Below are 23,424 nucleotides of genomic sequence, written 5' to 3'. Positions count from 1 at the left end.
GTTCTGCAATGGGTGACGGTTCGGCCTGACCTGCCCAAGGACGAAAGTCGCCTTTCAGCGCCCGCTGGATCAGGCCCATCAGATAGGCTGCTGGCTTGCGAACTCCTCCGGCCGCACAGCGTGCCCCCCCTTCGTTGAGCACCGCCTGCCGATCCGCTGGTTTGAGCTTGTTCAGCGCCACGGCGACGGCCTGGCGCTCGCTTGGGCTCAGGTGCAGCGGCGTGGGCCAGTGCAGGTTATCCACCGCTGGGGTCGCGCGCGGTACTGTACAAATACTTTCTTTTAATACAGTACAGGCGGCGTTCGGATTCCGAACGGTGCCGGAAACATTGGCGTTCAGGCCGGGTTCGGAATCCGAACGAGGTTCCACACGATTCCGAACGTGGTGATCACCACCCAGTTCGGAATCGTGTAACGCTTCATCAGTTGCCTGATCCAATCCTTGCTGCGTCCAGTGTTCGCCCCAACTGTCGAGCCGCGTCGGTAGTCGACCCTGATCGAGATCCGTATCTTGGCGGACTTCTTCCAAAATGTGCTGGGCGACAATACGCAAAGCCTTGGTGTTATGGCTGAGGCAATATCCGACCAGCTCCAGGTAATCCTGATCCAGTTCCATGGCTTCGGCGGGGGTTAACGGCTCATCGTGCAGGACGTATAGAGAGCCTTGTAGGCGCCCGCTGAGCTGATCGCGTCCGCGACTCACCAAGCTGAGCCAGCGCGTCAGCCTTAGCATCGTCAAGACGCGAGCAATGGTTTCACGGGAGGCTAGCGCACCATAGGGCACGCTCGAAAGGTAAGGCTGCAAATCCTCATAGCGCGGCGTCACCACACCCTGACCTTGCAGCATGAGTCGAAACACCTGCCAGGCATTCCGTTCCAATGGCGTCAGCCGGTTATCCAACAGCAGGCGACGCGGCACGACTTCGTGTGATTGGCCACTGAACAGAAAGCCAGCCTGCAGAGCCTGGTTAGAGGGTGGTTCAGTGTTAGGGCGTGCGGGCCAGCACTCACTCAGCTGCTGGGTGCATTGCTGCAGGACACGCTGCCAGCGACTCGGAGGAGTGGTGTTCATGCTCCGTTGCTGTAATGGTCGATCTGCTGCCAAACGATGGTCAAGCTGATCTGTTGCTCTTCGGCCAGCATCATCATGGCGTCGAGCTGATCCTCGGTACCGTCTTGAGTACGTAGCTGGCACCATCGCTGCCAGAGCGCATGTTCCTGTGCTTCGCTCAAATGCTGAGGGCGGCCTTTACGGGTTTCGATCTTGAGCAGACGTCGGCGCAGGGCGGTTTCCGAATGCGCCAAGCCGAAGCACTGATACATGATGGTACTGCTGGCGCCGAGCTTGAGCGCTCGGTTGATCAAGCGCTCATTTTGCTCGTCGCGTTCGGCTTGCGCGATCAACCGATGCAGTACCGGCGAGTCAATCTTGACCTCAACCCAGGGTACGGTGGCATGGGCCAAGCGCGACAGGGTGGTGGGCGGTAAGGATTGCAACAGGTAGATGTCATCCTCCCCCAGGCCGAGCGCCTTGCAGCGTTGCAGATTACCCGAGCGCAGCTCATGCAGCACCTGAGTCAGCATGGCCTGGTTGAGCACATTGAAGGACAGGTTCATGGCAGCTCCTTCGGTGAGTCGTTTTCAGGGGAAAGCGTTAAGTCGATCAGGCGACGGGCCAGGCGGATCAGGCGATACAATTTGATTAACAGACTGTCGGGCAGTCGCTCCAGTCCTACGTCCACGGCGGGACGATCTGTCAGCGGGAGTTGATAAACCCCCAACAACAACTGCCCGAACAGGGCTGAAGGCAGTTGCCTGCGATCCTCCCAGTTCACTTCATCTTGAGCGCGTAGCAGGGCCATGAGCAGTAGGTGAACGCCGGTTGCGCGAGGCGCTGCAAGATCAAGTGGCTCGATGTTCAGGGCGAAGCCCAAGCCAAGCTTCTGATCGATAATGCTCTCAGGATGTCCGGCATATGCCGCCATTTCCCGAGCCAGCCCGGCAATGGCTGAGCGTAATTGTTCGGGGGTGTCCAGTGCTGGTGTGATGCTCCAGATGTCGTCGATCGTGCAAGTTTCGACGGTCGGTGTTACTTCAGTGGCTGTGTCGCGATCAATCTGTTCGCGAATCTGTTGGACACGTGACGGAGGGCTGACTGCTGATACGACATTCGTTTCGGATGGTGTGGGCAGTTCTTCCTGAGCTGTTTCGGTCTGGGTTCTGGTCTCAGCTGATTTGGGTTGAGACCCGGAGGAGGGAGACTTAACCGCGGCTTCATCAACGTTCGGCAGATGGCCGTTCTTCGAGGGCGTGCTGAGCACAATGCCAGGCGGCGAGATGACGTGTTGGGTATCGCTCAGTTCCAAGGCCAACATACGGTAGGACTGTCCGAGTAAGCGGCTCATGCGTTCGAGCAGTTCATCCTGGATTTGCTCAAGATCGAAAGACTCGGGTTCGGCATCGAAGTCGCCCAGGGTCTCGAGCCAAAATTCGGCGAACGCAACGGTGGCGGCTGGATAACGGTTCCAGGTTCGCTCGGCCTGGCTACGCAGACTAATCAGGCGTTCGATCTGGGTCTTACCCAATCCGGCATACAGGGTTTGTGGAATGGCGGGCAGTAGGTGTTCTAGGGTGTCGAGCATCCGGCTGATGTGCGACTGCGAAATTGGATAGCCCCCAGCGGCAAGACGTCGTGCCAGCTCGCGTTGCGAGAGCACAGCTCCCTCTGGTTCGAGCATGGTTTTGAGATTGGCTACCGCCAGAGCACGTTCAATGAAGATGAGCTGGCCGTGCAGATCGCTTTCGGCCAGATGGCCGAGGAGGGCAGTGATTTCATTGCTCCAAGGTCGGAACAAGCAATGAATGCGAAAGAAACGCTCGTCGCGGGTTTCTTGCCACAGCTCGCCGAGAATCGCCAAGCGAGTATTACCGCCGTTACGGATGATGAAATAGGTTTCTCCCGGGCGGCGGGTAATCGGCGGTGGTTGATCCAGCCCGCGTTCACGGATCGAGGCTTTGATATCGTTGTACAGCGGATTACGGATGAAACGCGGGTTGTGTTCGTAGGGCCGCAACTGCTCCAGCGTGACCAGCATAGGCGTGTCGATGATTGGATCGGACAGTTGCTCCAGTTCTGAACCCCGAGGGAAGTGGTCCTGGTGCAGCTTGTCGGTGATTTCCTCCTGACTGAGCTTCTTCATTTGTACAGCCTCACTTAACGCCGGGTGCGCAAATGGTCACCGACCTCGAACTTGACGATCTCGGCAGCCCCCGAACCTTCGAAATGTTGGGACAGTTCTGCGAGGAACCCACCCATGGCCGAGCGTCCACCCTGCAGGCGAAAGACCACCGTGCAGTACTTCTCGCTAGGTGGGTGGTGTGGTCGAATGGATGGTTGAACGATGATGGGAAACTGATCCAACATCAGAAGACTCCTTGCCAAGCACTTTTGGCCTCAAGGTTGAACAAACAAAATGACTTGGTGAAATGCCGGCTTGGTGATTCGTCTCATTGACCCTCCACGCACCTGCCCACCGTCGAGATCGCTTTGCGCCATTCCGGAAACAGTTCGATGGCTAACGCTTGCATGGTTTCCAGCGCTGATGGCGAGCGTCGTTCAGTTGACCGACGTGTTTCGATTCGGTGGACCGGTAGGCCGAGGGAGGCGGCATTGAGGTAAGCCACTCGGTCTGGAACTACGGTGTCTAGAACCGAGATATTGATCGCCCCAGCGAAGGTTTCGCGCAGGCCACGGATGATCATCCGGGTGTCCACTCGGATCGCGCTCACCTGGTTCAGTAGCAGTCGCAAGGGTGGCGGTGGAATGCCCAGGTGGCGGAATGGTTCGAGTTCACTCAGCAGCTTCAAGGTGCCGCGGTGCAGTTCGCGGGCGGCTAACATTTCCGGGGTGATGGGGGAAAGGGCGAGATCGGAGGCCAGGATGGCCATCTCCAGCAGCACGCTACGTGCGCCCTGGGTGTCGATCAAAAGCAGGTCATAATTGAGGCGGAAATTGGTGAGCAAATTGTGCAGCCGTAATCGCCCGTCGGGGGCATGCAGCAGTAAGGTGCTGAGTCGACCTTGATCGTCGTTGGAGAGGATCAGGTCGAGCCGTGCAATCACTGTCTTGGAAATAATCTGGGTAGGAGTTGTTAGGTTGAGTGCGATGAACTCGTACGCACCTGCACCAGCCCTCTGGCTCAAGGCGTAATAGCTGGAGAGGGTGGGTTGGTTATCCAGATCGAGCAGCAGGACGCGCAGGCCAGCATCTGCCAGCAGACCACCGAGGTTGGCGGCTACTGTGGTTTTTCCTACGCCACCTTTGGTGGAAACCACCGAGACTACACGCATGACATCAGGCCTGCTGATCCAAGCGTTCAACGACCCAACGCTCGATCTCCAGCGAGTCCCAGCCCACCGCGCGCAGTCCAATGCGTTTGGCTTGTGGGAATTTGCCTTCCTTCATCAAGTTGTAGATGTGTGCCCGCTTGAAGCCAGTTTTTCGTTCCACTTCGTCACGACGCATGATGTGACGTTCGACCTGTGGCTGAGGTGCTTCAACGATAGATGAGGATTGGCTTGACATGCTGGTCACTCCTGGCACCGACTGGCGTTTTATGGGAAGTGACCTGAATTCAACACCAGGAAATGAGATTAGTCATTGCTATGCAATTGACAATATTGCACCGCAATCCTTACCGCCTAGCTTGGGTAAGGCTACGTCGACCGGCCGCAAATTTTTCATCCAGCGAACGCTTACTCAACCCTGGAACCTCGCCGTAGTGCGCGGTTATAGAATCGACAATGGATGCTTGACTGTCGAATATAGAATGACGTCTTCCTGCTTCAGAAGAACCGAGCATGATATTGACTAGCGCTCCGATGACGTTGAGGAAACTGGCCTTGCTTTGCTCGCTCATGTCCTTTTTATTTTCGGCAAGCTCGCGAAGACTTTCTCGCTCCAATCCAGCAGCTACCAATTCGTCCATCAGATCCTGAAGTCTCGCTTCGGTTGCTTTTAACCGTACCTGCAGGGCATCTCTGTCTGCTTGCAGGATCAGGTATGTGCCGTAGTGGATAGCTTCGTGGCCAACTGATATTGGGTTAAAGAGAAAAAACGGTCGTTGATCTGGATAACGGTTACACATCCACGACTTTAAGTCCGAATGTCGGATGGTCAGTAGTTTGAGGTCGACAGGTGTTCCTGGCGTAACGGTGGTGCCTAGAGCACCGTAACGCAGCTCCTGATTTCGTATGGCATCCAGGATTTTTTCTAGATTCTTGTACAGACATGGCCATTGCGGAAAAGCTGAGATGAGACGCTCAGGACTATCCCAAGCTAACTCGAGAATCTTGGTTTCGTAATCCATCAAGTCGCACCAGCGTATGACTGCTTCGATGGGTCTGTAAAAGAGCTTTTCATAAGGGTTAACGCTATTAGGTCCGTACATAGAGGTAGCCTCCTGTCAAAGGGCAGACCCGCTAGGTACTGTCTAAAGATCTAATAGGGTGACCTCGGCTTCCGTGCGGTTGCTGTCCTATATTTACCTGATTACTTGCAAGCTTTGTATGTCCTCGTTGTTGAACGTTCGGAGTTATTGGAGCATCGCGCAAACGTGGACTATGCGGATGTTGGGAAGAAGCAATGTCTTTGTATGTCTAGGCTCCCGTAGGGTTTAAATCCTGACAGTTCTTTGTTGTTCACCGCACTGACCAAGCTGCTTCGATGTGACCTCCACATCCGCAAATTTCGCGTCAAGCTGATGTGTTATTGACCCTTGGAGTCATGTCATGCCTTCATTCGAGCCCAGCCAAAAAAACGACAGGTTAAGGCCGGATGGTCAGATATGTGACGATATTACAATTCGGTCACGTGTTGTCAACCGCCTTTGAGATGAGTAAGCTGTTCGCATGAACCAGCCATCAATATCCTCGCCCAGCTCCCGTGGCCCAGCCGAGCACGACATTCGTGACCAGATTGTCGCGGCGGCCAATGAGCATTTCAGTCAGTACGGTTACGGTAAAACCACGGTTTCCGACCTGGCCAAGGCCATCGGGTTTTCCAAGGCTTACATCTATAAGTTCTTCGATTCCAAGCAGGCGATCGGTGAAGCCATCTGCGCCAATTGCCTGGCGCAAATCGTTGCGGCAGTGGAGCAGGCCATCAAAGAAGAGGCCATTACACCGACGGAGCGCTTTCGACGCCTAGTCAAAACCCTGATCACCACAGGGGTGAGTCTGTTCTTTAATGACCGCAAACTCTATGACATTGCAGCGTTCGCAGCGTCGGAGCGCTGGCCCAGTTCGCAAGTTTATGACGCACAGATCAAACGCTTCGTGTTGCAAATCGTGCGCGAGGGGCGAGAGATCGGTGAATTTGAACGCAAGACGCCGTTGGACGAGACAGTAGACGCGATACATCTTGCTTTACGACCTTTCGTCAATCCCTTGCTGTTGCAGTACAACCTCGACTTCGTCGAGGAGGCACCGACGCTCACCACCAACCTCGTCTTGCGTAGCCTCATGCCTTGAGCTTTGACTGACGCTTGTACGCTGACGCATTAGTCATCCAGCTTCAAAAAACTACCCTCGCTTTGGTCGGAGGAAAAGCCTTTATTTATCTGTGTCGTGACTATTGACACAAATGGTCACGTGAATAAACATGGCGCATCTGCTCTTGGGGCATCGCTATGATTCAGCACCGTCATATTCACCGCGTTTTTCTTCGGGTCAGGTCACCACTCATTCAGCACATGCCATCCGATGGCTTCGGCTTTAATAGAGGCAGCTCAAGTGGGCTGTTGCGCGGTGATCAACATCAGTCAGTTCTGGGAGCGTCGACATGATGAGCTTTGCTCAGGTGTTGGCGCAATTTGATCCGGACGCGCCTTTTGTTTCGCCACCTAACTGGCAGCAGGGCCGAACGATCTTTGGCGGCCTGTCCGCAGCGCTGTCGCTGCAAACGGTTTTGCTTGAACGTCCTGTGGGCTTTCCCCCGTTCAAGTCCGCGCAGGTGTCATTTATAGGTCCGGTCACACAGGCGCAAACGTTCGATGTAAGCGTATTGCGTCAAGGGCGATCAGTCACTTCGGTATCGGTCGACTGTCTCTCGGGGGATGACCTTGCGTTGCGCACGACCCTGCTATTCGCCCAGCCGCGTGCGAGCAAGATTACCCATGATTCATGGGGTCCTCCGCTTGTAGATGGCCCATCCCATTACCCCAAAATGGAACTAGACAGCAAGGTTGCACCTGCTTGCGCCAATAACTTTGAGATGCGCCCTGCGGGCGGTTCGCTGCCGGTGTCTGGTGCTGAAAATCCCGAATTATTGATGTGGGTACGCCACTTGGATGCGCAGGGTGTGGACCCGGCAGTCGCCTTGATTGCACTCGCCGACAGTTTGCCGCCGGCAGCCATGACCTGCTTCACCGAACCAGCCGCCATCAGCTCAGCTTCCTGGATGATTGACCTGCCGCAGCCGGCCGTTGTTGGCGAATGGTTCCTTATCCATTCTTTTAGCCAGCAGGCTCTGGACGGTTACTCGTTACAGGATATGGAAATATGGGACGAAAGCGGTCGGCGAGTGCTATGGGCGCGCCAGACCGTGGCGATTTTCACGTAAGACAAAACGAACTGAATCCATTACCACAGCTACTTCGACTACTTCCTCTCAGTGATAACCATAGAGTTCTAATAATGAAAAAAATATTGCTCAAGACCCCTCTTGGTCTCGCGGTTGTGCTCGCATCTTCTAATGTGTTTGCGAGCGGTTTTGCTCTTAATGAACAAAGCATCAGTGGGATGGGCTCTGGATTTGCTGGTCGCTCATCCGCCGCTGAAGATGCGAGCACAGTCTTCGGTAATCCGGCGGGCATGTCTCGATTGAAAAGAGAGCAGGTCAGCGTGGGGGCGGCGACGCTTTTCGCCAAGTCCGACATAAGCCACACCCGCAGTACATTCGGCGGCCAGGAAGATGGTGACATGGTGCCCACGACCACGGTGCCTATGGGTTACTACGTCAAACCCATCGATGAGCATTGGGCTTTCGGTGTTGGTTTTTATGTACCGTTCGGTCTGATGACCGATTATGGCAGCGGTTTCGCTGGTCGTTACTACGCCAACAAAAGTGAGGTCACGACCCTTACGTTCCAGCCCACCATCAGCTATGCCTTCAACGACAAAGTTTCGATCGGGTTCGGTCCCACCATCAACCGTATCAGCGGTGAGATATCCGGGATGGTGCCCAATCCACTTAGCCCTGGTCGCAATGACGGAAAACTCAAAAGCACGGGTGACGACACGGCCCTTGGTTTCAACGCCGGTATCCTGGTGCAGGCTACAGATCGAACCCGTTTGGGCATGACCTACCATTCCAAGGTCAGTTATCAATTGGATGCCAAGACCAAGGTCACTGACGGCATCTTTAGCGTGTTGGGGGTCAGCGGCCGGAGTTATGACGCTTCGCTGGATGTGGATACCCCAGAGTCAGTGGATTTCTCGGTGACTCATCAGCTTAATAATGACTGGACCGTCTACGTGGGGAGTACCTGGACTCGATGGAGCCGCTTCAAAGAGTTAACCATCGAGAACACGGGTCTACCCCCTGCGTTAAGCGGCGCGCTGGGCACCATTACCGAAGAACAGAATTGGCACGATACATGGGCTCACGCTATTGGTACGGCGTATCAACTGAACAACCAATGGGTACTTCGCGCAGGTTTGTCGGTTGATCAGTCTCCCGCCAACAACACCAACCGTGGACCACGTATTCCTACGGGCGACCGGACGGTTATCAGCTTCGGTGCTGGCTGGACACCGGTGGACGATGTCACGATCGATGTCGCTTATTCCTATCTGTGGGAAGAGAGTGTGCAGGTCAACGACACCTCGGCGACCAGAGGTGCATACAGTTCCAAGTATAAGAACAGTGCGAGCGGGCTCGGTACTTCTGTGAGTTACCGTTTCTAGTTGAGTGCTGTTACACGTTAGATGACCGGTCGGGAGCACGCGTTACCTCCCGGCCTTTTAGAACACATTTCGGGCCTTTTCCCTCAGGGAAAAGGCCTCTTTGTCGCCCCGTCAGACTCCCATTACCTGCGCCATCAGGCTCTGATGAAACCGACGTGGCGTGGCCCACGTCAATACAGTGATGGCCTTGTTGCCAAAACCCGGCACCACACTCATACGTCCTGCCTGCAGCGCACGGATTCCTGCCTGCACGACAGGTTGAGGCTGCATCATCACTCTTTTTAATGCGGGCGTGATTTTTTGCCTGGCGCTTGCCGCAAATCCGGTGTCTGACATTCCCGGGCAAAGAGCTGTTACCACCACACCGTCGCGTTTGAGTTCACGATGCAGTGCATCAGAGAATCTGAGCACAAAAGCTTTGGCGGCGGAATAAACGGCAAAATTTTTAACGCCTTGGTAGGACAGCAGGCTGGCAACCATCAAAATATGGCCTTTACGCCTGGCTCGCATATCTTCTGCAAAGAGCCGAGTGATGGCGGTCAGGCTGGCAACATCCAGATCGATCATGGCCAGAGAACTTTCCAGTGGTTCGTCCAGGAACGCCCCCTGTAAGCCGTAACCCGCGTTGTTTATCAGTATGTCGACGACAATATTGCGATCATGCAGATACCGATGCAGATCAATAATCACATTGATGGATGAAAGATCTGCCTGTTTTACGATTACATCAACGGCGAAACGGCTGCGCAATTCATCCGCGAGCGCTTCAAGTTCGTTCAGTCTGCGCGCCACCAGAATCAGCGATCTTCCTTTTGCTGCGTACTGTCGAGCAAACTCTTTGCCGAATCCGCTGGAAGCGCCAGTGATGAGCACCCAGGAATTTTCTCTCGCTGTCATTTTGTTAACCCCTGCTTGAATTTTGAAAAAAACTGTCTGGCCTTGCTGCAGAACAAAAAGTGGGTATGACCATTGGTCTTTGTCAGTCCACCTGTAGGTAATTTGTTAATTGCCTACAGGCTGCGCGATCGCCAAGACGGTGATGGCTGAAGCTTGGATGGTGGAAACTTGGCAAGCTTCATCGCGTCGCAACAGGTAGGGCTTCAGGAGGTTGCCAGCCGCCACCGAGAGCCTTGAATGCCGCGACCGCCGCCCGTGCCGATTCCGTTCGCGCTTGCGCCCGGGCATCGGAAGCTTGCAGCATCGTCTCGTCGGCGTGCAGGACATCGATCAGGCTGGCCGTGCCTTTCTGATAGGCAATGAACGACGATTGGCGAGCCTGTGTCAGAGATGCCTCACCCCCGGTAAGAGTGGTTGCCTGGACTTCCCGATTCACCAGCGCCGAGAAAGCGTTCTCGACATCCTCGGTGGCGCGCAGTACGGACTGGCGGTAAGCGGCCAAGGTTTCGGCGTCCTGTCCTTTGGCTTGATCGATTTGCGCGTTGATGCGACCAAAGTCGAAAAGTCTCCAGCGCAGACCCAGTACGCCCGTCGACTGGTTGGCGCCACCGGTGAAAAGGTTGCCGCCGGACACGGCTGTGGCGCTGCCCAGCAATGCGCTGAGGGAGAATTTCGGGTAGTACTCGGCGATTGCCTCCCCGATGCGTGCATTGGAGGCCGCAAGGCGGCGCTCAGCCACGATGAGGTCCGGCCTGCGGCGCAGTAAATCGGCCGGCGTTCCCATCGCCTTTAACTGCGGTGCTACAGGAATGCTCCCCGCACTTGCCAGTTGCGTGCGGTGAGTGCCTGGCGGCGTGCCGAGCATGACATCCAGCGCATTCATGACAGCATCAAGGCCGGTTTGCAGGACCGGCACTGTTGCTTGGACCTGCGATAGTGCCCCCTCGGTCTGGCGAACCTGATAGTCGGCGGCGAGCCCCTTGCTGTAGAGCAATTGGACTTTCTCTAACAGCGCCTGCTGCGTTTTGACTTGTCGGTTCGCAATGTCCAACCGGGTCTGCAATCCGCGGACAGCGATGTAGATATCGGCGGTCTGCGCGGCGACGGTCAGTCGTGTGGCCGCGACGCCCGCCTCGGAAACCTGGTACTCGGCCAGTGCAGCCTCGCGTCCGCGTCGCAGGCCGCCAAAGACATCCACCTCCCAACCTGCACCGAGGTTGACCTCATAGGAACTTCCGTACCGATCATAGCCGGGGGTTGAGTTCAGCACCTGGCCGAGTGGGGTTTCGATTGACTGGTAGGAACGCGCGGCCTGGCCGCTGATGTTCCCTGAGGGCAGTAAAGCGGCATTTGCCGCACCCAGCCCGGCCCGCGCCTGTGTGACTCGCGCCGACGCCTGCGCCAGGTCCAGGTTTTGCTCAAGTGCCTTGGAGACGAAATCGGTCAGCACTGGATCACCAAAGCCTTCCCACCAGGCGACAAGATTGGCGGGCGTCGCCGCAGACCTTTGTTCGACAGCAGACTGACCCAAGAAACGATCCGAAAGCGGTGCGTCCGGACGATGATAGTCCGGACCGACCGCGCAACCTGCCATCAAGCTGGCGCTCACCAAAAGAGCAAGGGGGCGGAGGGAGAACATTGAGATTCCTTGAGTCAAATGTAATGTGTGACTATATTATATTGCGGTCACTCGTTGTCAATTGACGCTTCTGAGCAAAATTTTAAAAATGATTGAAAGCACACACGCATCCCACCTGCGCGGGCCTTCGGAGCACAGCGTCCGCAACCAAATCGTCGAGGCGGCAACCGCCCACTTCGGGCGCTACGGTTATGAAAAAACCACGGTGTCCAATCTCGCCAAATCCATAGGCTTCTCGAAGGCCTATATCTACAAGTTCTTCGATTCCAAGCTGGCAATCGGCGAGGTGATTTGCGCGAATCGGCTCGCCACTGTCATGGAGACTGTCGACGCCATGGTTTCAGACGCGCTGACGGCTTCCGAGAAGCTAAGGGCCTTATTTCGAGGGCTGGCGGGCGCCAGTAGCGATCTGTTCTTTCATGATCGCAAGCTCTACGACATTGCCGCGGTGGCCGCGCGGGATCAGTGGCCCTTGGTGAAGAGATATGAGGAGCGTTTACGGGAGGTCGTCACGCAAATCATCCTGGTGGGGCGGGAGGCTGGAGAATTCGAGCGCAAAACGCCGCTGGATGAGGTGGTCCACACCATCTATCTGGTTATGCGGTCCTCCATCAATCCAGTGCAGATGCAATACAACCTGAAGATGGTGGGGGAGGCATCGATGCATCTATGTGCGCTGATATTGCGTAGCCTGTCGCCATGAGAGTTGTGACTGTTGACAGTAATGGTCACCTACCTGAGAATATGATTCCTGTTCTATTCATTTAAAAAAGGGAACCTATGCGCCGGCTTCGACCCGTCACCATCGCTGCTTGTTTGCTGCCTCTCGTCCTGACGGCGTGTGGCGACTCATCCACCGTTGAGGATCCGCGTACGCTTGCCCCGCTGGTGAGGGTCTCTGCGGTTCAAGGTTCGTCCGACGTCTCACGTTCTTTCACTGGCGTTGTGGCTGCCCGCGTCCAGAGCGACCTGGGTTTTCGGGTATCAGGCAAGGTGCTTGAGCGTCTGGTGGATACCGGCCAGACCGTTAAACGTGGTCAGCCGTTGATGCGTCTCGACCCAATCGATTTGGGGTTACAGGCGCGAGCAGAGCAAGAGTCGGTCACAGCCGCTCGGGCCCGAGCCAAGCAGACAGCCGATGACGAGGCTCGATATCGCGAACTGGTCGCCGCAGGTGCTATTTCTGCATCGGCCTACGACCAGATCAAAGCAGCGGCCGATACCGCAAAAGCGCAACTCAGCGCCGCGCAAGCACAGGCTGATGTGGCCCGTAATGCGTCTGGCTATGCCGTGCTGCTCTCGGACGCCGATGGCGTGGTGATGGAGACGCTTGCCGAGCCCGGGCAAGTCGTCAGCCTTGGGCAATCCGTGGTTCGACTGGCGAGGGCCGGGCAGCGCGAAGCTGTCGTGCAACTGCCCGAGACACTACGGCCTGCCGCAGAGTCCACCGCACAGGCGACGCTTTATGGCAACACCACGGGTGCTGTCACAGCGAAGCTGAGACTTCTTTCGGATTCGGCCGACCGTGTGACGCGCACCTTTGAGGCGAGGTATGTGCTCGAGGGCGCGTTGGCCAATGCACCGCTGGGCTCGACCGTCACGCTTCGCCTCGCCGAAGGCGCCACGCAAGGGCAGGTTCTGCAAGTGCCGATCGCTGCAGTTTATGACCCGGGCAAAGGCACTGGTGTGTGGGTCATCGCCGGCGAACCAGCGAAAGTGACCTGGCGACCTGTTCTGGTCCTGGGCTTGAGTGACGACTCAGCGCGAGTCGCAGGTGATCTCAAAGTTGGCGAGCAGATAGTAGCGCTAGGCGCACATCTGTTGCGCGACGGGGAGGAGGTACGGCTGACTCAACAGGGCGATGTGAAGGTTGCCGGGAGTCGTCCATGAGCCTCAATCTTTCGGCGATCGCTGTTCGCGAGCGCTCTATCACTGTGTTTCTGATCTTCCTGATCGCCGTCGCGGGCATTCTGGCGTTCTTCCAGCTGGGGCGCGCCGAGGATCCTCCGTTTACGGTCAAGCAATTGACGGTCATCACCGCATGGCCGGGCGCTACGGCCCAGGAGATGCAGGACCAGGTCGCTGAGCCGCTTGAAAAACGCCTGCAAGAACTGAAGTGGTACGACCGCTCGGAAACCTACACCCGTCCTGGCCTCGCCTTCACGATGGTGTCACTGCTCGATAGCACGCCGCCCTCGCAAGTGCAGGAGGAGTTCTATCAGGCGCGTAAAAAGCTCGACGACGAGGCCAGGAAGCTGCCGGCGGGTGTCATCGGGCCAATGGTCAACGACGAGTTTTCGGACGTGACATTTGCGCTGTTCGCCCTGAAAGCCAAAGGCGAGCCGCAGCGACTGTTGGTGCGTGATGCTGAATCTTTGCGCCAACGCCTGTTGCACGTGCCGGGCGTGAAGAAGGTCAACATCATTGGGGAACAGCCCGAGCGTATCTTTGTTTCCTTTTCCCATGATCGACTGGCCACCTTGGGCGTATCCCCCCAGGATATCTTCGCCGCTCTGAACAGCCAGAACGTGCTCACGCCCGCCGGTTCGATCGAAACCGACGGGCCGCAGGTCTTCCTCCGGGTAGACGGCGCCTTCGATAAGTTGGAGAAAATTCGTGATACGCCCCTTGCGATTCAGGGGCGCACGTTGAAGCTCTCGGACGTGGCGACTGTCGAACGTGGTTATGAAGATCCGGCGACCTTTCTCGTGCGCAATAACGGTGAAGAGGCCCTGTTACTGGGAGTCGTGATGCGTGAGGGTTGGAACGGTCTAGACCTGGGCAAGGCGCTGGACGCGGAAACGGTCAAGATAAATGAAGGCATGCCGTTGGGCATGACGCTCACCAAGGTCACCGATCAATCGGTGAATATCGATTCGGCCGTCGGCGAGTTCATGGTCAAATTCTTCGTCGCGCTGCTTGTGGTGATGCTTGTCTGCTTTCTCAGCATGGGCTGGCGTGTCGGTGTTGTGGTCGCGGCGGCTGTGCCCTTGACGTTGGCCGTGGTGTTTGTGGTGATGGCGGCCACGGGAAAGAACTTTGACCGTATTACTCTCGGGTCGCTGATTCTGGCGCTCGGGCTGCTGGTGGACGACGCCATCATTGCTATCGAAATGATGGTGGTGAAGATGGAAGAGGGCTACGACCGGATCAAAGCGTCCGCGTATGCCTGGAGCCATACCGCCGCACCGATGCTTTCCGGTACGCTGGTGACGGCTATCGGCTTTATGCCCAATGGCTTCGCGCAGTCGACAGCCGGCGAGTACACCAGCAACATGTTCTGGATCGTGGGCATTGCCCTGATAGCCTCCTGGGTGGTGGCTGTGGCCTTTACCCCGTATCTGGGGGTGAAGATGTTGCCCAACATCAAGAAGGTCGAGGGTGGTCACGCAGCCATCTACAACACCCGCCATTACAACCGCTTCCGCCAGGTTTTGACACGGGTCATCGCCCGCAAATGGTGGGTGGCCGGTACTGTGATCGCGACGTTTGTTGTGGCGATTCTCGGCATGAGCCTGGTCAAGAAGCAGTTCTTCCCGACCTCAGACCGTCCTGAGGTGTTGATCGAAGTGCAACTGCCCTATGGAACCTCCATCGAGCAGACCAGCGCCACCACCGCCAAGATTGAGGCCTGGCTGCAAAAGCAGGATGAGGCAAAAATCGTCACCGCCTATATCGGGCAAGGCGCGCCGCGCTTCTACCTAGCGATGGCGCCGGAACTCCCTGATCCATCGTTCGCCAAGATTGTGGTGCTGACGGACAGTCAGGAGGCGCGTGAGACCCTCAAGTTCCGTATTCGCGAGGCGGCTGCCGAGGGGCTTGCCCCCGAAGCGCGAGTCAGGGTGACTCAGCTTGTGTTTGGTCCGTATTCGCCATTCCCTGTTGCCTACCGGGTGATGGGATCTGATCCGACAAAATTGCGTGAGATCGCGGGTCAGGTACAGGACGTGTTGCAGGCGAGTCCGATGATGAGAACCGTCAACACCGACTGGGGGCCGCTGACGCCGACGCTGCATTTCACCCTGGATCAGAACCGCCTGCAGGCGGTGGGCCTGACGTCAAATGCAGTCGCGCAGCAACTGCAATTCCTGCTCGCGGGGGTACCGATCACGGCGGTTCGTGAGGATATTCGTTCGGTGCAGGTGATCGGTCGCGCTGCCGGTGATATCCGCCTTGATCCCGCCAAGATAGAAGGCTTTACGTTGGTGGGCGCGGCGGGTCAGCGTATTCCGCTGTCTCAGGTGGGAGAGGTCGATGTTCGTATGGAGGATCCAATCCTTCGACGTCGCGATCGCACGCCGACCATTACCGTGCGTGGCGACATTGCCGAAGGCTTGCAGCCACCGGATGTCTCGAGCGTGATCATGAAGGAACTGCAGCCGGTCGTCGACAAGTTGCCTGACGGGTATCGGATCGAGCAGTCCGGTGCAATCGAGGAGTCGGGCAAGGCAGGTAAGGCGATAGTGCCGCTGCTCCCGATCATGGTTGCCTTGACGCTGCTGATCATTATTCTGCAGGTACGTTCGATCTCGGCGATGATCATGGTGTTCTTCACCGCGCCGCTGGGATTGATTGGCGTGGTGCCGACATTGCTGATTTTCCAGCAGCCGTTTGGTATCAACGCCTTGGTCGGGCTGATTGCGCTGTCGGGCATCCTGATGCGCAATACGCTGATTCTGATCGGGCAGATCCATCACAACACGCAAGAAGGGCTGGACCCGTTCCACGCGGTAATCGAAGCCACAGTACAACGCGCCCGTCCGGTGCTGCTGACGGCACTGGCGGCCATCCTGGCGTTCATCCCCCTGACACACTCCGTCTTCTGGGGGACGCTGGCCTACACACTGATCGGAGGCACCTTCGTCGGCACCATCATGACGCTGGTGTTCCTGCCGGCGATGTACTCCATCTGGTTCAAGATCCGTGCTGACCACACCGCTCACACTGAAACAGTGAGGCAGGCATAAGCAAACGAGCGCTTGTTGCTTCCAGTGGGCGTCGACTGAGAAATGAAGAGGTTCTTATGATTACTTCCGAAGGTCAAAAGCGAATCGTAGTCACGGGTGTCGGCATCGTCGGCCCCCTGGGCTGCGGCGTAGAAGAAGTCTGGCAGAGGTTGCTGGCTGGACGCTCTGGTATTCGTCACCTGCCCGGCGATATCACTGAGGGAACGGGTGTCGCCGTGGGCGGCCAGGTGCCGTCTCTGGAAGAGGATGCCGTTGCGGGTTATGACCCAGAGCGCGTCATCTCGGCCAAGGATCGCAAGAAGATGGATCGTTTCATCGAGTTTGCACTGGTGGCTGCCGACGAAGCGCTGGAGCAGGCAGGTTGGCAACCGATTGAAGCCACAGATCAGGAGCGAACTGCCACGATCATTTCATCAGGGGTGGGTGGGTTTGGTGCGATTGCCGAAGCTGTGCGTATCACCGACTCGCGTGGTCCGCGCCGATTATCACCGTTCACTGCGCCGTCTTTCCTCGCCAACATGGCGGCCGGGCACGTTTCCATCCGGCACGGGTTCAAAGGGCCTCTCGGCGCCCCCGTAACCGCCTGTGCTGCAGGGGTGCAGGCCATCGGCGATGCGGCCAGGCTAATCCGAAGCGGTGAGGCGGATATCGCCCTATGCGGCGGCACCGAAGCAGCGATAGACCGTGTGACCTTGGGCTGTTTTGCTGCCGCCCGCGCGCTATCCATTGGCTTTGCCGAGCGCCCGGAGGAGGCCTCACGCCCCTTCGATCGCGATCGTGACGGCTTCGTCATGTCTGAAGGTGCCGGGTTGCTGGTGATCGAGTTACTTGAGCACGCCCTCGCACGTGGAGCCAAGCCGCTGGCGGAATTGGTCGGCTATGGCACCAGTGCCGATGCCTATCACCTGACGGCAGGTCCGGAAGACGGCAGCGGCGCACGGCGCGCCATGGAGCAGGCGCTGCGCCAAGCCGGTATCAGCCCTGGCGACGTGCAGCACATCAATGCCCACGCGACCTCTACACCGGTTGGCGATAGCGGGGAATTGGCAGCGATTCGCTCGGTGTTCGGGCGTGACTCAGGCGTGGCGATCACCTCGACCAAGTCCGCCACCGGGCATCTTCTCGGAGCGGCCGGGGGTATTGAAGCCATCTTCACGGTACTGTCGCTTCGTGATCAGATCGTACCGCCCACGCTGAACCTGGTTCATCCCGATGAGGCAGCCGACGGGCTCGATCTGGTTGGCCTGAAGCTCCGGAAAATGCCGATAACTCACGCGCTCTCAAATGGGTTCGGGTTCGGTGGGGTTAACGCCAGCGTTCTGTTCCGTCGCTGGGACTCTGAATCTTGAGTGTGGCGCTCAAATGACTGCTTATGACGGGTTGTCGTTAGTTCTCTCACGGCAGGCCGTCATGTGAAACTCGATGGCTGGAGTTATGAATCTGGCAAGAGCGCATTGACTCGATAGGTGTATGTGGAGGGGAGGGCAACGCGCTGCCCTGCGTATGGCGGTTCGTCTCATGCCGGTGATGGGAGCTGATCCGTCAAGCGCGACGAGTGAGGTTTCTGCGGGGAGCGGGGCAAGTCTTTGCGCAGAGTAGTGTTGAGTATGTGTCAGTGGAAGCGTTTTTGAGGAGAACTACATCAATCAAACCTGGTAGTACCAGGAGGCAACAGATGAGTAGCCATAAAGGCAGTAAGGCAGAAGCTACGCGTGTTTTGATTCTGGAGGCGGCTACTAAGTTATTTTTTCAACTCGGTGTCAACGAAGTGAGCATTTCCAGAATCATGGCTGAGATAGGCCTGACAACTGGAGGTTTCTACAAGTACTTCAGTTCCAAGGAAATGCTTGCAGCTGAAATCTGTGACCGAGCGTTTCGTAAGGCGCGAGGTGCGTGGGAGGAGCAAGCCGCACGGGCTCGACAGTCCTCTGAAAACCCATATCGATACTTGATCAACCAGTACCTCTCGTTTGCTGAAAAGGGCCAGTGTGCAGTAGTTGCCTTCAGTCATGACGCGGCGGACACGTCCCATGACCCATTGTTTTCGCAATCATATCGGGAAGGAACGAAAGCTCTTCTTGACTCCCTACTTATTGTTGCCCAAGAGCCGGGCGGGACAGCGCGGGAGCAAGTTCTGGTTCACTTCGCTGCAATGCTGGGGGCAGGTCTCCTATGTCGGGCAACCGGCGCTGAGCAGTGGGTGCGGGAGATCAAAACGGCTTTGCTGGACCAATTGGGCTGATATCAGCTTGTTCTCATGTTGCGGTTGATCGATTTCGCGGAACAGCAGCGGGCTTGGCAAAAGGTACTGAGCCGTCACAGTTGATCAACGCCTTCGTGACTAATTTTCAAAAAATAGCCAGCACTCAAGTCTTTGTCTCATTCCGTGTGAACTCCGCCGCATGGAGTTTGACGCAGTCGCGCATGCTTGTCGGCGCCTTACCGGTGAGGTTGGGGAGTTCGTGTGTTCAAGAAGTTCGTGAGCACCTTACCGGGGGGGCTTCGCGGGACTGCCTAGTAGAAGGAACAGGACCAGCGCGATCAGGCAGGCCGTCACCTGGATGCCACCCAGCGTTGTGACCGGCGCAAAAGTCAGCGCCGACGCCAGCCAGGTTGTCAGCGCAGCCGCGCCCATGGAGACGAATCCAAGCAATGCGGAAGCCAGCCCTGCCTCTCTACCGAAGGGCCCCATGGCGATTGCCGTGCCCAGCGGATTGGCTAGGCCCATACCCCAAAGGAACATGACCATTGAGATGGCATACCATCCAAGGCTTGGATCGGCTGGACCTACGAACAGTAGACTTCCGCCTGCCATGGCGCTGGTAATGCCCAGGATGGTAATGATTCTAGGACCGTGGCGTCGGGCCAGTCGTGGGGCTGCCATGCCTGCTGCGAACACGACGAATACTGTAGCGGCGAAGTACAGGCCAACCTGCAGCGATGTCAAGCCGATCCCCTTCATCAGGATGGTGGGAGCTGCGGCGAATGATGCGAACAAGCCGCTCATCAACAGGCTCATCGAAAGAGCTGGAAGTATGAACCGCTTATCCAACACTAATCTTCTATAGGTAAGCACCACACTCTTGGTCGAATACTGTGCCCGACGATCGGCGGGATGGGTCTCTCCCAGTCCCCAAACGTAAAAGAAGGCGAGCGCAGTAGCGGCTAGTCCCACCAGGATGAAGATGGCGCGCCATCCAAGTGTGTCGGACAGCACGCTGCCGGCTAGTGGCGAAAAGCCAGGCGCCGCGGCAGTGGCGATCATCGTCAGCGACAGGGCGCGCGCGAGCGCCTCTCCTTCAAAGAGATCTCGCGCGATAGCGCGCGACAGCACTGAGGCTGCGCACACACCCAGCGCTTGGACGATGCGTCCTGCAATCAGCATATCGAGGGTGGTGGCGACGCCTCCGATAACGGTACCGACCACGAAGATCGAGAGTCCACCCAACACCAGTTTCTTCCGGCCGTAGCGGTCGGCCAGTGGCCCGACTATCAATTGGCCCAGTGCGAAGGTGATAAAGAAGCTGGACAGTGTCAGGCCGAGCTCGCGAGCGCTCACCCCTAGGTCTTCACCCATGGCAGGGAAGGCTGGGAGGATGATGTTCGTGGACAGCATGCTGATTGCGGCTAGACCTGCAAGCAGCGCCACAATTTTACCGGTCAATGGCTGTCTGGAGGCGTCCGGTTCTGTTCCTGCAGTCGCCAATGAACTTCTAGCTTCCATACGTCGTCTCCTACGCGTGTTGTCGGCGTGCAAAAAAACATTAGCGCCAGGCGGCCTAATTCAGGTACGTGGCCCTGTAGCGTTGCTAGCATCTCGCGCATCACCTCGGAGCTGCCTCGTTATCTACATTATGATTATAATATTTCGGTTGAATATGATGATCATCATTCCGGGCGTCAAGTTAAATATCTGTGGTTCGTAGGTGACATTGGGTGCTGGGCGATCTAGCTGTCCAACGATCGCGCCTGTATAGGCTCCTGACAATGATCAACGGCTTATGGTTTTGTCTGGTGCGCTAGATTCTATCGAGCTATAGAAACTGATGACTGCTAGAAAAACTTCAGCGCACCGCGAAGTGGGGACTCAATTGTCCTTCGCCTTGTATGGTGCTGCCAATCGGATGATCCGCCTCGGCGTGGCAATCTCGCCGCCGAATGCGCCGATATCGGAAAAGCCCAGGTCATCGGCCAGGATCACCAGAAAGTTGGGACGTTGCGACATCAAAAATCTCCTGTTCAGCAGGCAATGAAGGACAGCGGCAGATCACGCAGCTGCACCGGTTCCGGTGGTTGGTAGTGGTCGTCGCTGGTGAGTTCGTGCAGCAGTTCTTCGCGCAGTTGGTGGAAGTCGAAACTGCTGCGCTGGCGTGGATGGGGCAGGGCAATGTCGACCACTTGCTTGATCCGTCCGGGACGCGGCTCCATCACCACCACGCGGTCGGCGAGGAAGATCGCTTCCTCGACATCGTGAGTGACCAGAATCGTGGTGATTTTTGCCCGTGCACGGATCGCCAGCAGTTCGTCTTGCATCTGCTGGCGGGTCAGGGCATCAAGGGCGCCGAAGGGTTCGTCCAGTAGCAAAATCCGCGGGCTGGCCACCAGGCCGCGAGCGATCGCCACCCGTTGCGCCATGCCACCGGAGAGCTGATGCGGATAGGCGCGGGTGAAGTCGCGCAGGCCCACCAGGTCGATGAAATCACTGACGCGTTTCTGCTTTTCATCAGCGCTCAAGGGCTCGTTGACCAGCCCCAGGCCGATGTTGTCGGCCACAGTCAGCCACGGGAATAAACGGTGTTCCTGAAAGACGATGCCGCGTTCGCCACCGATGCCGGTAACGGCTTGGCCATCGACGGTGATCTGCCCGCGAAACTGCGTATCGAGGCCCACCAGCAGCCGCAGCAACGTGGATTTGCCGCAACCGCTGGAGCCGACGATGGCGACGAACTCGCCCTCGGCGATGTCCAGGTTGAATTCGCGAATGGCCTCCAGTTCAACGCCGTCGACGTCGAAGGTTTTGCCCACGTGGTTGAAGCTGACTATCGGTGCGTTCATGCGTGTCTCCAGCGGGTAGCGCGCGTTTCGAGGCGTTGGCCAATGAGGTTGAGCAGGGCACCGGTCAGGCCCACCAGCAGCATGCCGGCCATGATCAGGTCCATGCGCAGCAGTTGTTGGGCGCCGATCATCTGGCTGCCGATGCCGCCGTTGGACGGCATGAAGTATTCGGCACCGATGGTGCCGAGCCAGGCATAGATCAGGCTCAGCCTGAGCCCGGCGAAAATCCCTGGCGCGGCTCCCGGCAGCACCAGTCGGCCGAGGCGTTGTCGCAGGTTCAGGCGCAGCACTTGTGCGGCCTCGTTCAGTTGCGGCGAGAGGTGGGCGACGCTGCGTTGGGTGGCGATAAACAGCGGGAAAAATGCGGCGAGGGCAACGAACACCCATTTGGCCAGTTCCCCCAAGCCGAACCATGCGGTGAGCAGCGGCACCCAGGCGAAAATCGCGATCTGACGCAGTGCGGCGAGGGTCGGGCCGAGTACGCGTTCGCTGGTGCGCGACAGTCCCAGCAACAAGCCCAGGGCAAACCCGAGGCCACCGCCGAGCAACAGACCGCCAAGTGTGCGACCCAGGCTCAGGGCCATGCCGCTGATAAACGTGCCGTCGAGCAAACCGTTCCAGGTGGTCTCCAGCACCGCCAGCGGGCTCACCAGAATGTTGGCGTCGACCCATTGCTGATTCGTTACCAGTTGCCACAGCAGTAGTAACGCCAACGGCAGCAACCAGGGTTGCGCGCGCTGCCAGCCTTGATATTTCGGGCCACGGCGGATTTCGGCCGTGGCGGGATGCGGCCAGTGCACCAGTTTTTTGTCCAGCAGGCCGATGCCACGATCCATGGCCACGCCGATCAACCCAATGACTACGATGCAGACGAATACGATGTCGAGCATGAACAACTGCCGGGCCCAGACCATCAGGTAGCCGATGCCTTCACTGGAGGCGAGCAGTTCGACCGCCAGCAACGAGGTCCAACCGGCGGCCAGTGCCAGGCGCACGCCAGCCATGAAGGCTGGCAGCGCGGCGGGCAGCACCAGTCGGCGGATCAACAGCCGTGACGGCAGGCGCAGCACCGCAGCGGCTTCACGCAGCTTGGGTTGTGCATCTCGTACGCCGACCAGCGTGTGCAGGGTCACCGGCACCACGATGGCCTTGATCAGCACCACCAGTTTCAACACTTCGCCGATGCCGAAAAACACCATGAACAGTGGAATCCACGCCAGCGTCGGGACTTGCGCCAATCCGGCGAATGTCGGGAACACCAGGCGTTCGAGCCGACGACTGAAACCCAGCACCGCACCGAAAATAGCCCCGGCGCTGATCCCGGCGAGCAGCCCCCAAAACAAGCGTTGCAGGCTGATCCACAGATGGCTCCACAATTCGCCGTGGGACAACTTCAGCGCACTGTTCCAGACCAGCGACGGCGCGGGCAGGATCTGCTCGCTCATCCAGTGATTGCGGCTGGCCAGCCACCACAGTGCAAACAGGCTGAGTGGCAACAGCCAGGGCAACAGCCGTTGACTCAGTGTTGGCCAAAGCCGCCGACCGTTGAGTGGTGGCGCGGGCAGCGGCAGGCTGAGCAGGGAAACACGGGCCATGGGCGACCTCCGTTGTCGGGTTTTCGCGATTCGAGAATCAAGATCGAAAGATCGAAAGATCGAAAGATCGCAAAAATGGTTATATAAAAATAAAAATCAATGCCATTGAGAAATAAACGAAACCATTTAAGGCCTCCAGCAATTACGCATCCAATGCATTCGAAGAATATTTTCGATGCTGGTTATGCATATCGCTCCACGGGCCCCGTACTTGCTCGTTTAGTTCTAAAAGATATAAAAATGTGAATTTATAGTATTTAAGTGTTGGCCACGATTCAGCCTACTTTCAGCTCCTCAACACCCG

At 57.3% G+C, this 23,424-nt stretch carries 20 protein-coding genes and 1 pseudogene; 8 read left to right on the top strand and 13 right to left on the bottom strand.

Annotated features, from left to right (window positions below; all coding sequences use genetic code 11):
- The 7 genes from KGB27_RS01575 to KGB27_RS01545 all read right to left on the bottom strand — a co-directional run.
- Positions 1–1,072: STY4528 family pathogenicity island replication protein (locus KGB27_RS01575; RefSeq protein WP_223552761.1), on the bottom strand; the 1,072-nt coding region annotated here is incomplete at its 3' end.
- Complete coding sequence (locus KGB27_RS01570) at positions 1,069–1,617, bottom strand: DUF2857 domain-containing protein (RefSeq protein WP_223552759.1); 549 nt, start codon at positions 1,615–1,617, stop codon at positions 1,069–1,071. The genes KGB27_RS01570 and KGB27_RS01575, both read right to left, overlap by 4 nt.
- Positions 1,614–3,200 (bottom strand): ParB family protein, encoded by a 1,587-nt coding sequence (locus tag KGB27_RS01565; protein ID WP_223552746.1) that lies wholly within the window; start codon positions 3,198–3,200, stop codon positions 1,614–1,616. The genes KGB27_RS01570 and KGB27_RS01565 overlap by 4 nt, the downstream gene beginning before the upstream one ends.
- A gap of 14 nt (positions 3,201–3,214) precedes the next feature.
- Positions 3,215–3,424 (bottom strand): hypothetical protein, encoded by a 210-nt coding sequence (locus KGB27_RS01560; protein ID WP_223552744.1) that lies wholly within the window; start codon positions 3,422–3,424, stop codon positions 3,215–3,217.
- 83 nt (positions 3,425–3,507) lie between these two features.
- Positions 3,508–4,350, bottom strand: coding sequence for a ParA family protein (locus KGB27_RS01555; protein WP_223552742.1), 843 nt, complete (start codon positions 4,348–4,350; stop codon positions 3,508–3,510).
- Positions 4,351–4,354: 4 nt separating this feature from the next.
- On the bottom strand, positions 4,355–4,585 hold the full coding sequence (locus KGB27_RS01550) for an AlpA family phage regulatory protein (protein ID WP_223510758.1): 231 nt from the start codon (positions 4,583–4,585) through the stop codon (positions 4,355–4,357).
- A gap of 109 nt (positions 4,586–4,694) precedes the next feature.
- Entirely contained in the window at positions 4,695–5,369 is a 675-nt protein-coding gene (locus tag KGB27_RS01545) for a hypothetical protein (protein ID WP_223510759.1), read from the bottom strand.
- A gap of 541 nt (positions 5,370–5,910) precedes the next feature.
- On the opposite strand from KGB27_RS01545, the gene KGB27_RS01540 reads away from it, so the two are divergent.
- From KGB27_RS01540 to KGB27_RS01530, 3 genes are all read left to right on the top strand, one after another.
- Positions 5,911–6,531 (top strand): TetR/AcrR family transcriptional regulator, encoded by a 621-nt coding sequence (locus KGB27_RS01540; protein ID WP_223510760.1) that lies wholly within the window; start codon positions 5,911–5,913, stop codon positions 6,529–6,531.
- Between the two features lie 310 nt (positions 6,532–6,841).
- On the top strand, positions 6,842–7,621 hold the full coding sequence (locus tag KGB27_RS01535) for a thioesterase family protein (protein ID WP_223552740.1): 780 nt from the start codon (positions 6,842–6,844) through the stop codon (positions 7,619–7,621).
- A 74-nt stretch (positions 7,622–7,695) separates the two neighbouring features.
- Positions 7,696–8,967: an OmpP1/FadL family transporter gene (locus KGB27_RS01530; RefSeq protein WP_223552739.1), complete on the top strand. Its 1,272-nt coding sequence runs from the start codon at positions 7,696–7,698 to the stop codon at positions 8,965–8,967.
- Positions 8,968–9,078: 111 nt separating this feature from the next.
- On the opposite strand, the gene KGB27_RS01525 is transcribed toward KGB27_RS01530, so the two are convergent.
- Together KGB27_RS01525 and KGB27_RS01520 are read right to left on the bottom strand one after the other, a co-directional pair.
- Entirely contained in the window at positions 9,079–9,864 is a 786-nt protein-coding gene (locus KGB27_RS01525) for an SDR family NAD(P)-dependent oxidoreductase (protein ID WP_223552738.1), read from the bottom strand.
- A gap of 178 nt (positions 9,865–10,042) precedes the next feature.
- A complete protein-coding gene (locus KGB27_RS01520; protein ID WP_223552737.1) occupies positions 10,043–11,503 on the bottom strand; it encodes an efflux transporter outer membrane subunit in 1,461 nt (486 codons plus the stop codon).
- 88 nt (positions 11,504–11,591) lie between these two features.
- Between KGB27_RS01520 and KGB27_RS01515 the strand changes: the two genes are divergently transcribed.
- The 5 genes from KGB27_RS01515 to KGB27_RS01495 all read left to right on the top strand — a co-directional run bounded on the left by KGB27_RS01515 (position 11,592) and on the right by KGB27_RS01495 (position 18,712).
- Positions 11,592–12,206, top strand: coding sequence for a TetR/AcrR family transcriptional regulator (locus KGB27_RS01515; RefSeq protein WP_223552732.1), 615 nt, complete (start codon positions 11,592–11,594; stop codon positions 12,204–12,206).
- A gap of 77 nt (positions 12,207–12,283) precedes the next feature.
- On the top strand, positions 12,284–13,393 hold the full coding sequence (locus KGB27_RS01510; protein WP_223552729.1) for an efflux RND transporter periplasmic adaptor subunit: 1,110 nt from the start codon (positions 12,284–12,286) through the stop codon (positions 13,391–13,393).
- On the top strand, positions 13,390–16,470 hold the full coding sequence (locus KGB27_RS01505) for an efflux RND transporter permease subunit (protein WP_223552727.1): 3,081 nt from the start codon (positions 13,390–13,392) through the stop codon (positions 16,468–16,470). Before KGB27_RS01510 ends, KGB27_RS01505 begins: the two co-directional genes overlap by 4 nt.
- Before the next feature lie 56 nt (positions 16,471–16,526).
- The gene (gene fabF, locus KGB27_RS01500; protein WP_223552725.1) at positions 16,527–17,819 is read left to right on the top strand and encodes a beta-ketoacyl-ACP synthase II; all 1,293 of its coding nucleotides are present in this window, start codon (positions 16,527–16,529) and stop codon (positions 17,817–17,819) included.
- Positions 17,820–18,145: 326 nt separating this feature from the next.
- Positions 18,146–18,712, top strand: coding sequence for a TetR/AcrR family transcriptional regulator (locus KGB27_RS01495; protein WP_223552720.1), 567 nt, complete (start codon positions 18,146–18,148; stop codon positions 18,710–18,712).
- 246 nt (positions 18,713–18,958) lie between these two features.
- Here KGB27_RS01495 and KGB27_RS01490 read toward each other — a convergent pair whose 3' ends face one another.
- The 4 genes and pseudogenes from KGB27_RS01490 to KGB27_RS01475 all read right to left on the bottom strand — a co-directional run bounded on the left by KGB27_RS01490 (position 18,959) and on the right by KGB27_RS01475 (position 23,120).
- On the bottom strand, positions 18,959–20,194 hold the full coding sequence (locus KGB27_RS01490; protein ID WP_223552714.1) for a multidrug effflux MFS transporter: 1,236 nt from the start codon (positions 20,192–20,194) through the stop codon (positions 18,959–18,961).
- Positions 20,195–20,605: 411 nt separating this feature from the next.
- A pseudogene (locus KGB27_RS01485) lies at positions 20,606–20,695 on the bottom strand (hypothetical protein); the annotation flags it as partial.
- Positions 20,696–20,709: 14 nt separating this feature from the next.
- Complete coding sequence (locus KGB27_RS01480; RefSeq protein WP_223552713.1) at positions 20,710–21,525, bottom strand: ABC transporter ATP-binding protein; 816 nt, start codon at positions 21,523–21,525, stop codon at positions 20,710–20,712.
- Positions 21,522–23,120, bottom strand: coding sequence for an ABC transporter permease (locus KGB27_RS01475; RefSeq protein ID WP_223552712.1), 1,599 nt, complete (start codon positions 23,118–23,120; stop codon positions 21,522–21,524). The genes KGB27_RS01480 and KGB27_RS01475 overlap by 4 nt, the downstream gene beginning before the upstream one ends.
- Between the last annotated feature and the right edge of the window lie 304 nt (positions 23,121–23,424).

This window comes from Pseudomonas sp. BF-R-01 (assembly GCF_019946615.1).
Classification (GTDB): domain Bacteria; phylum Pseudomonadota; class Gammaproteobacteria; order Pseudomonadales; family Pseudomonadaceae; genus Aquipseudomonas; species Aquipseudomonas migulae.
Note: the sequence above shows the minus strand (reverse complement) of the source record. Positions and strands in the feature narration are given on the sequence as shown.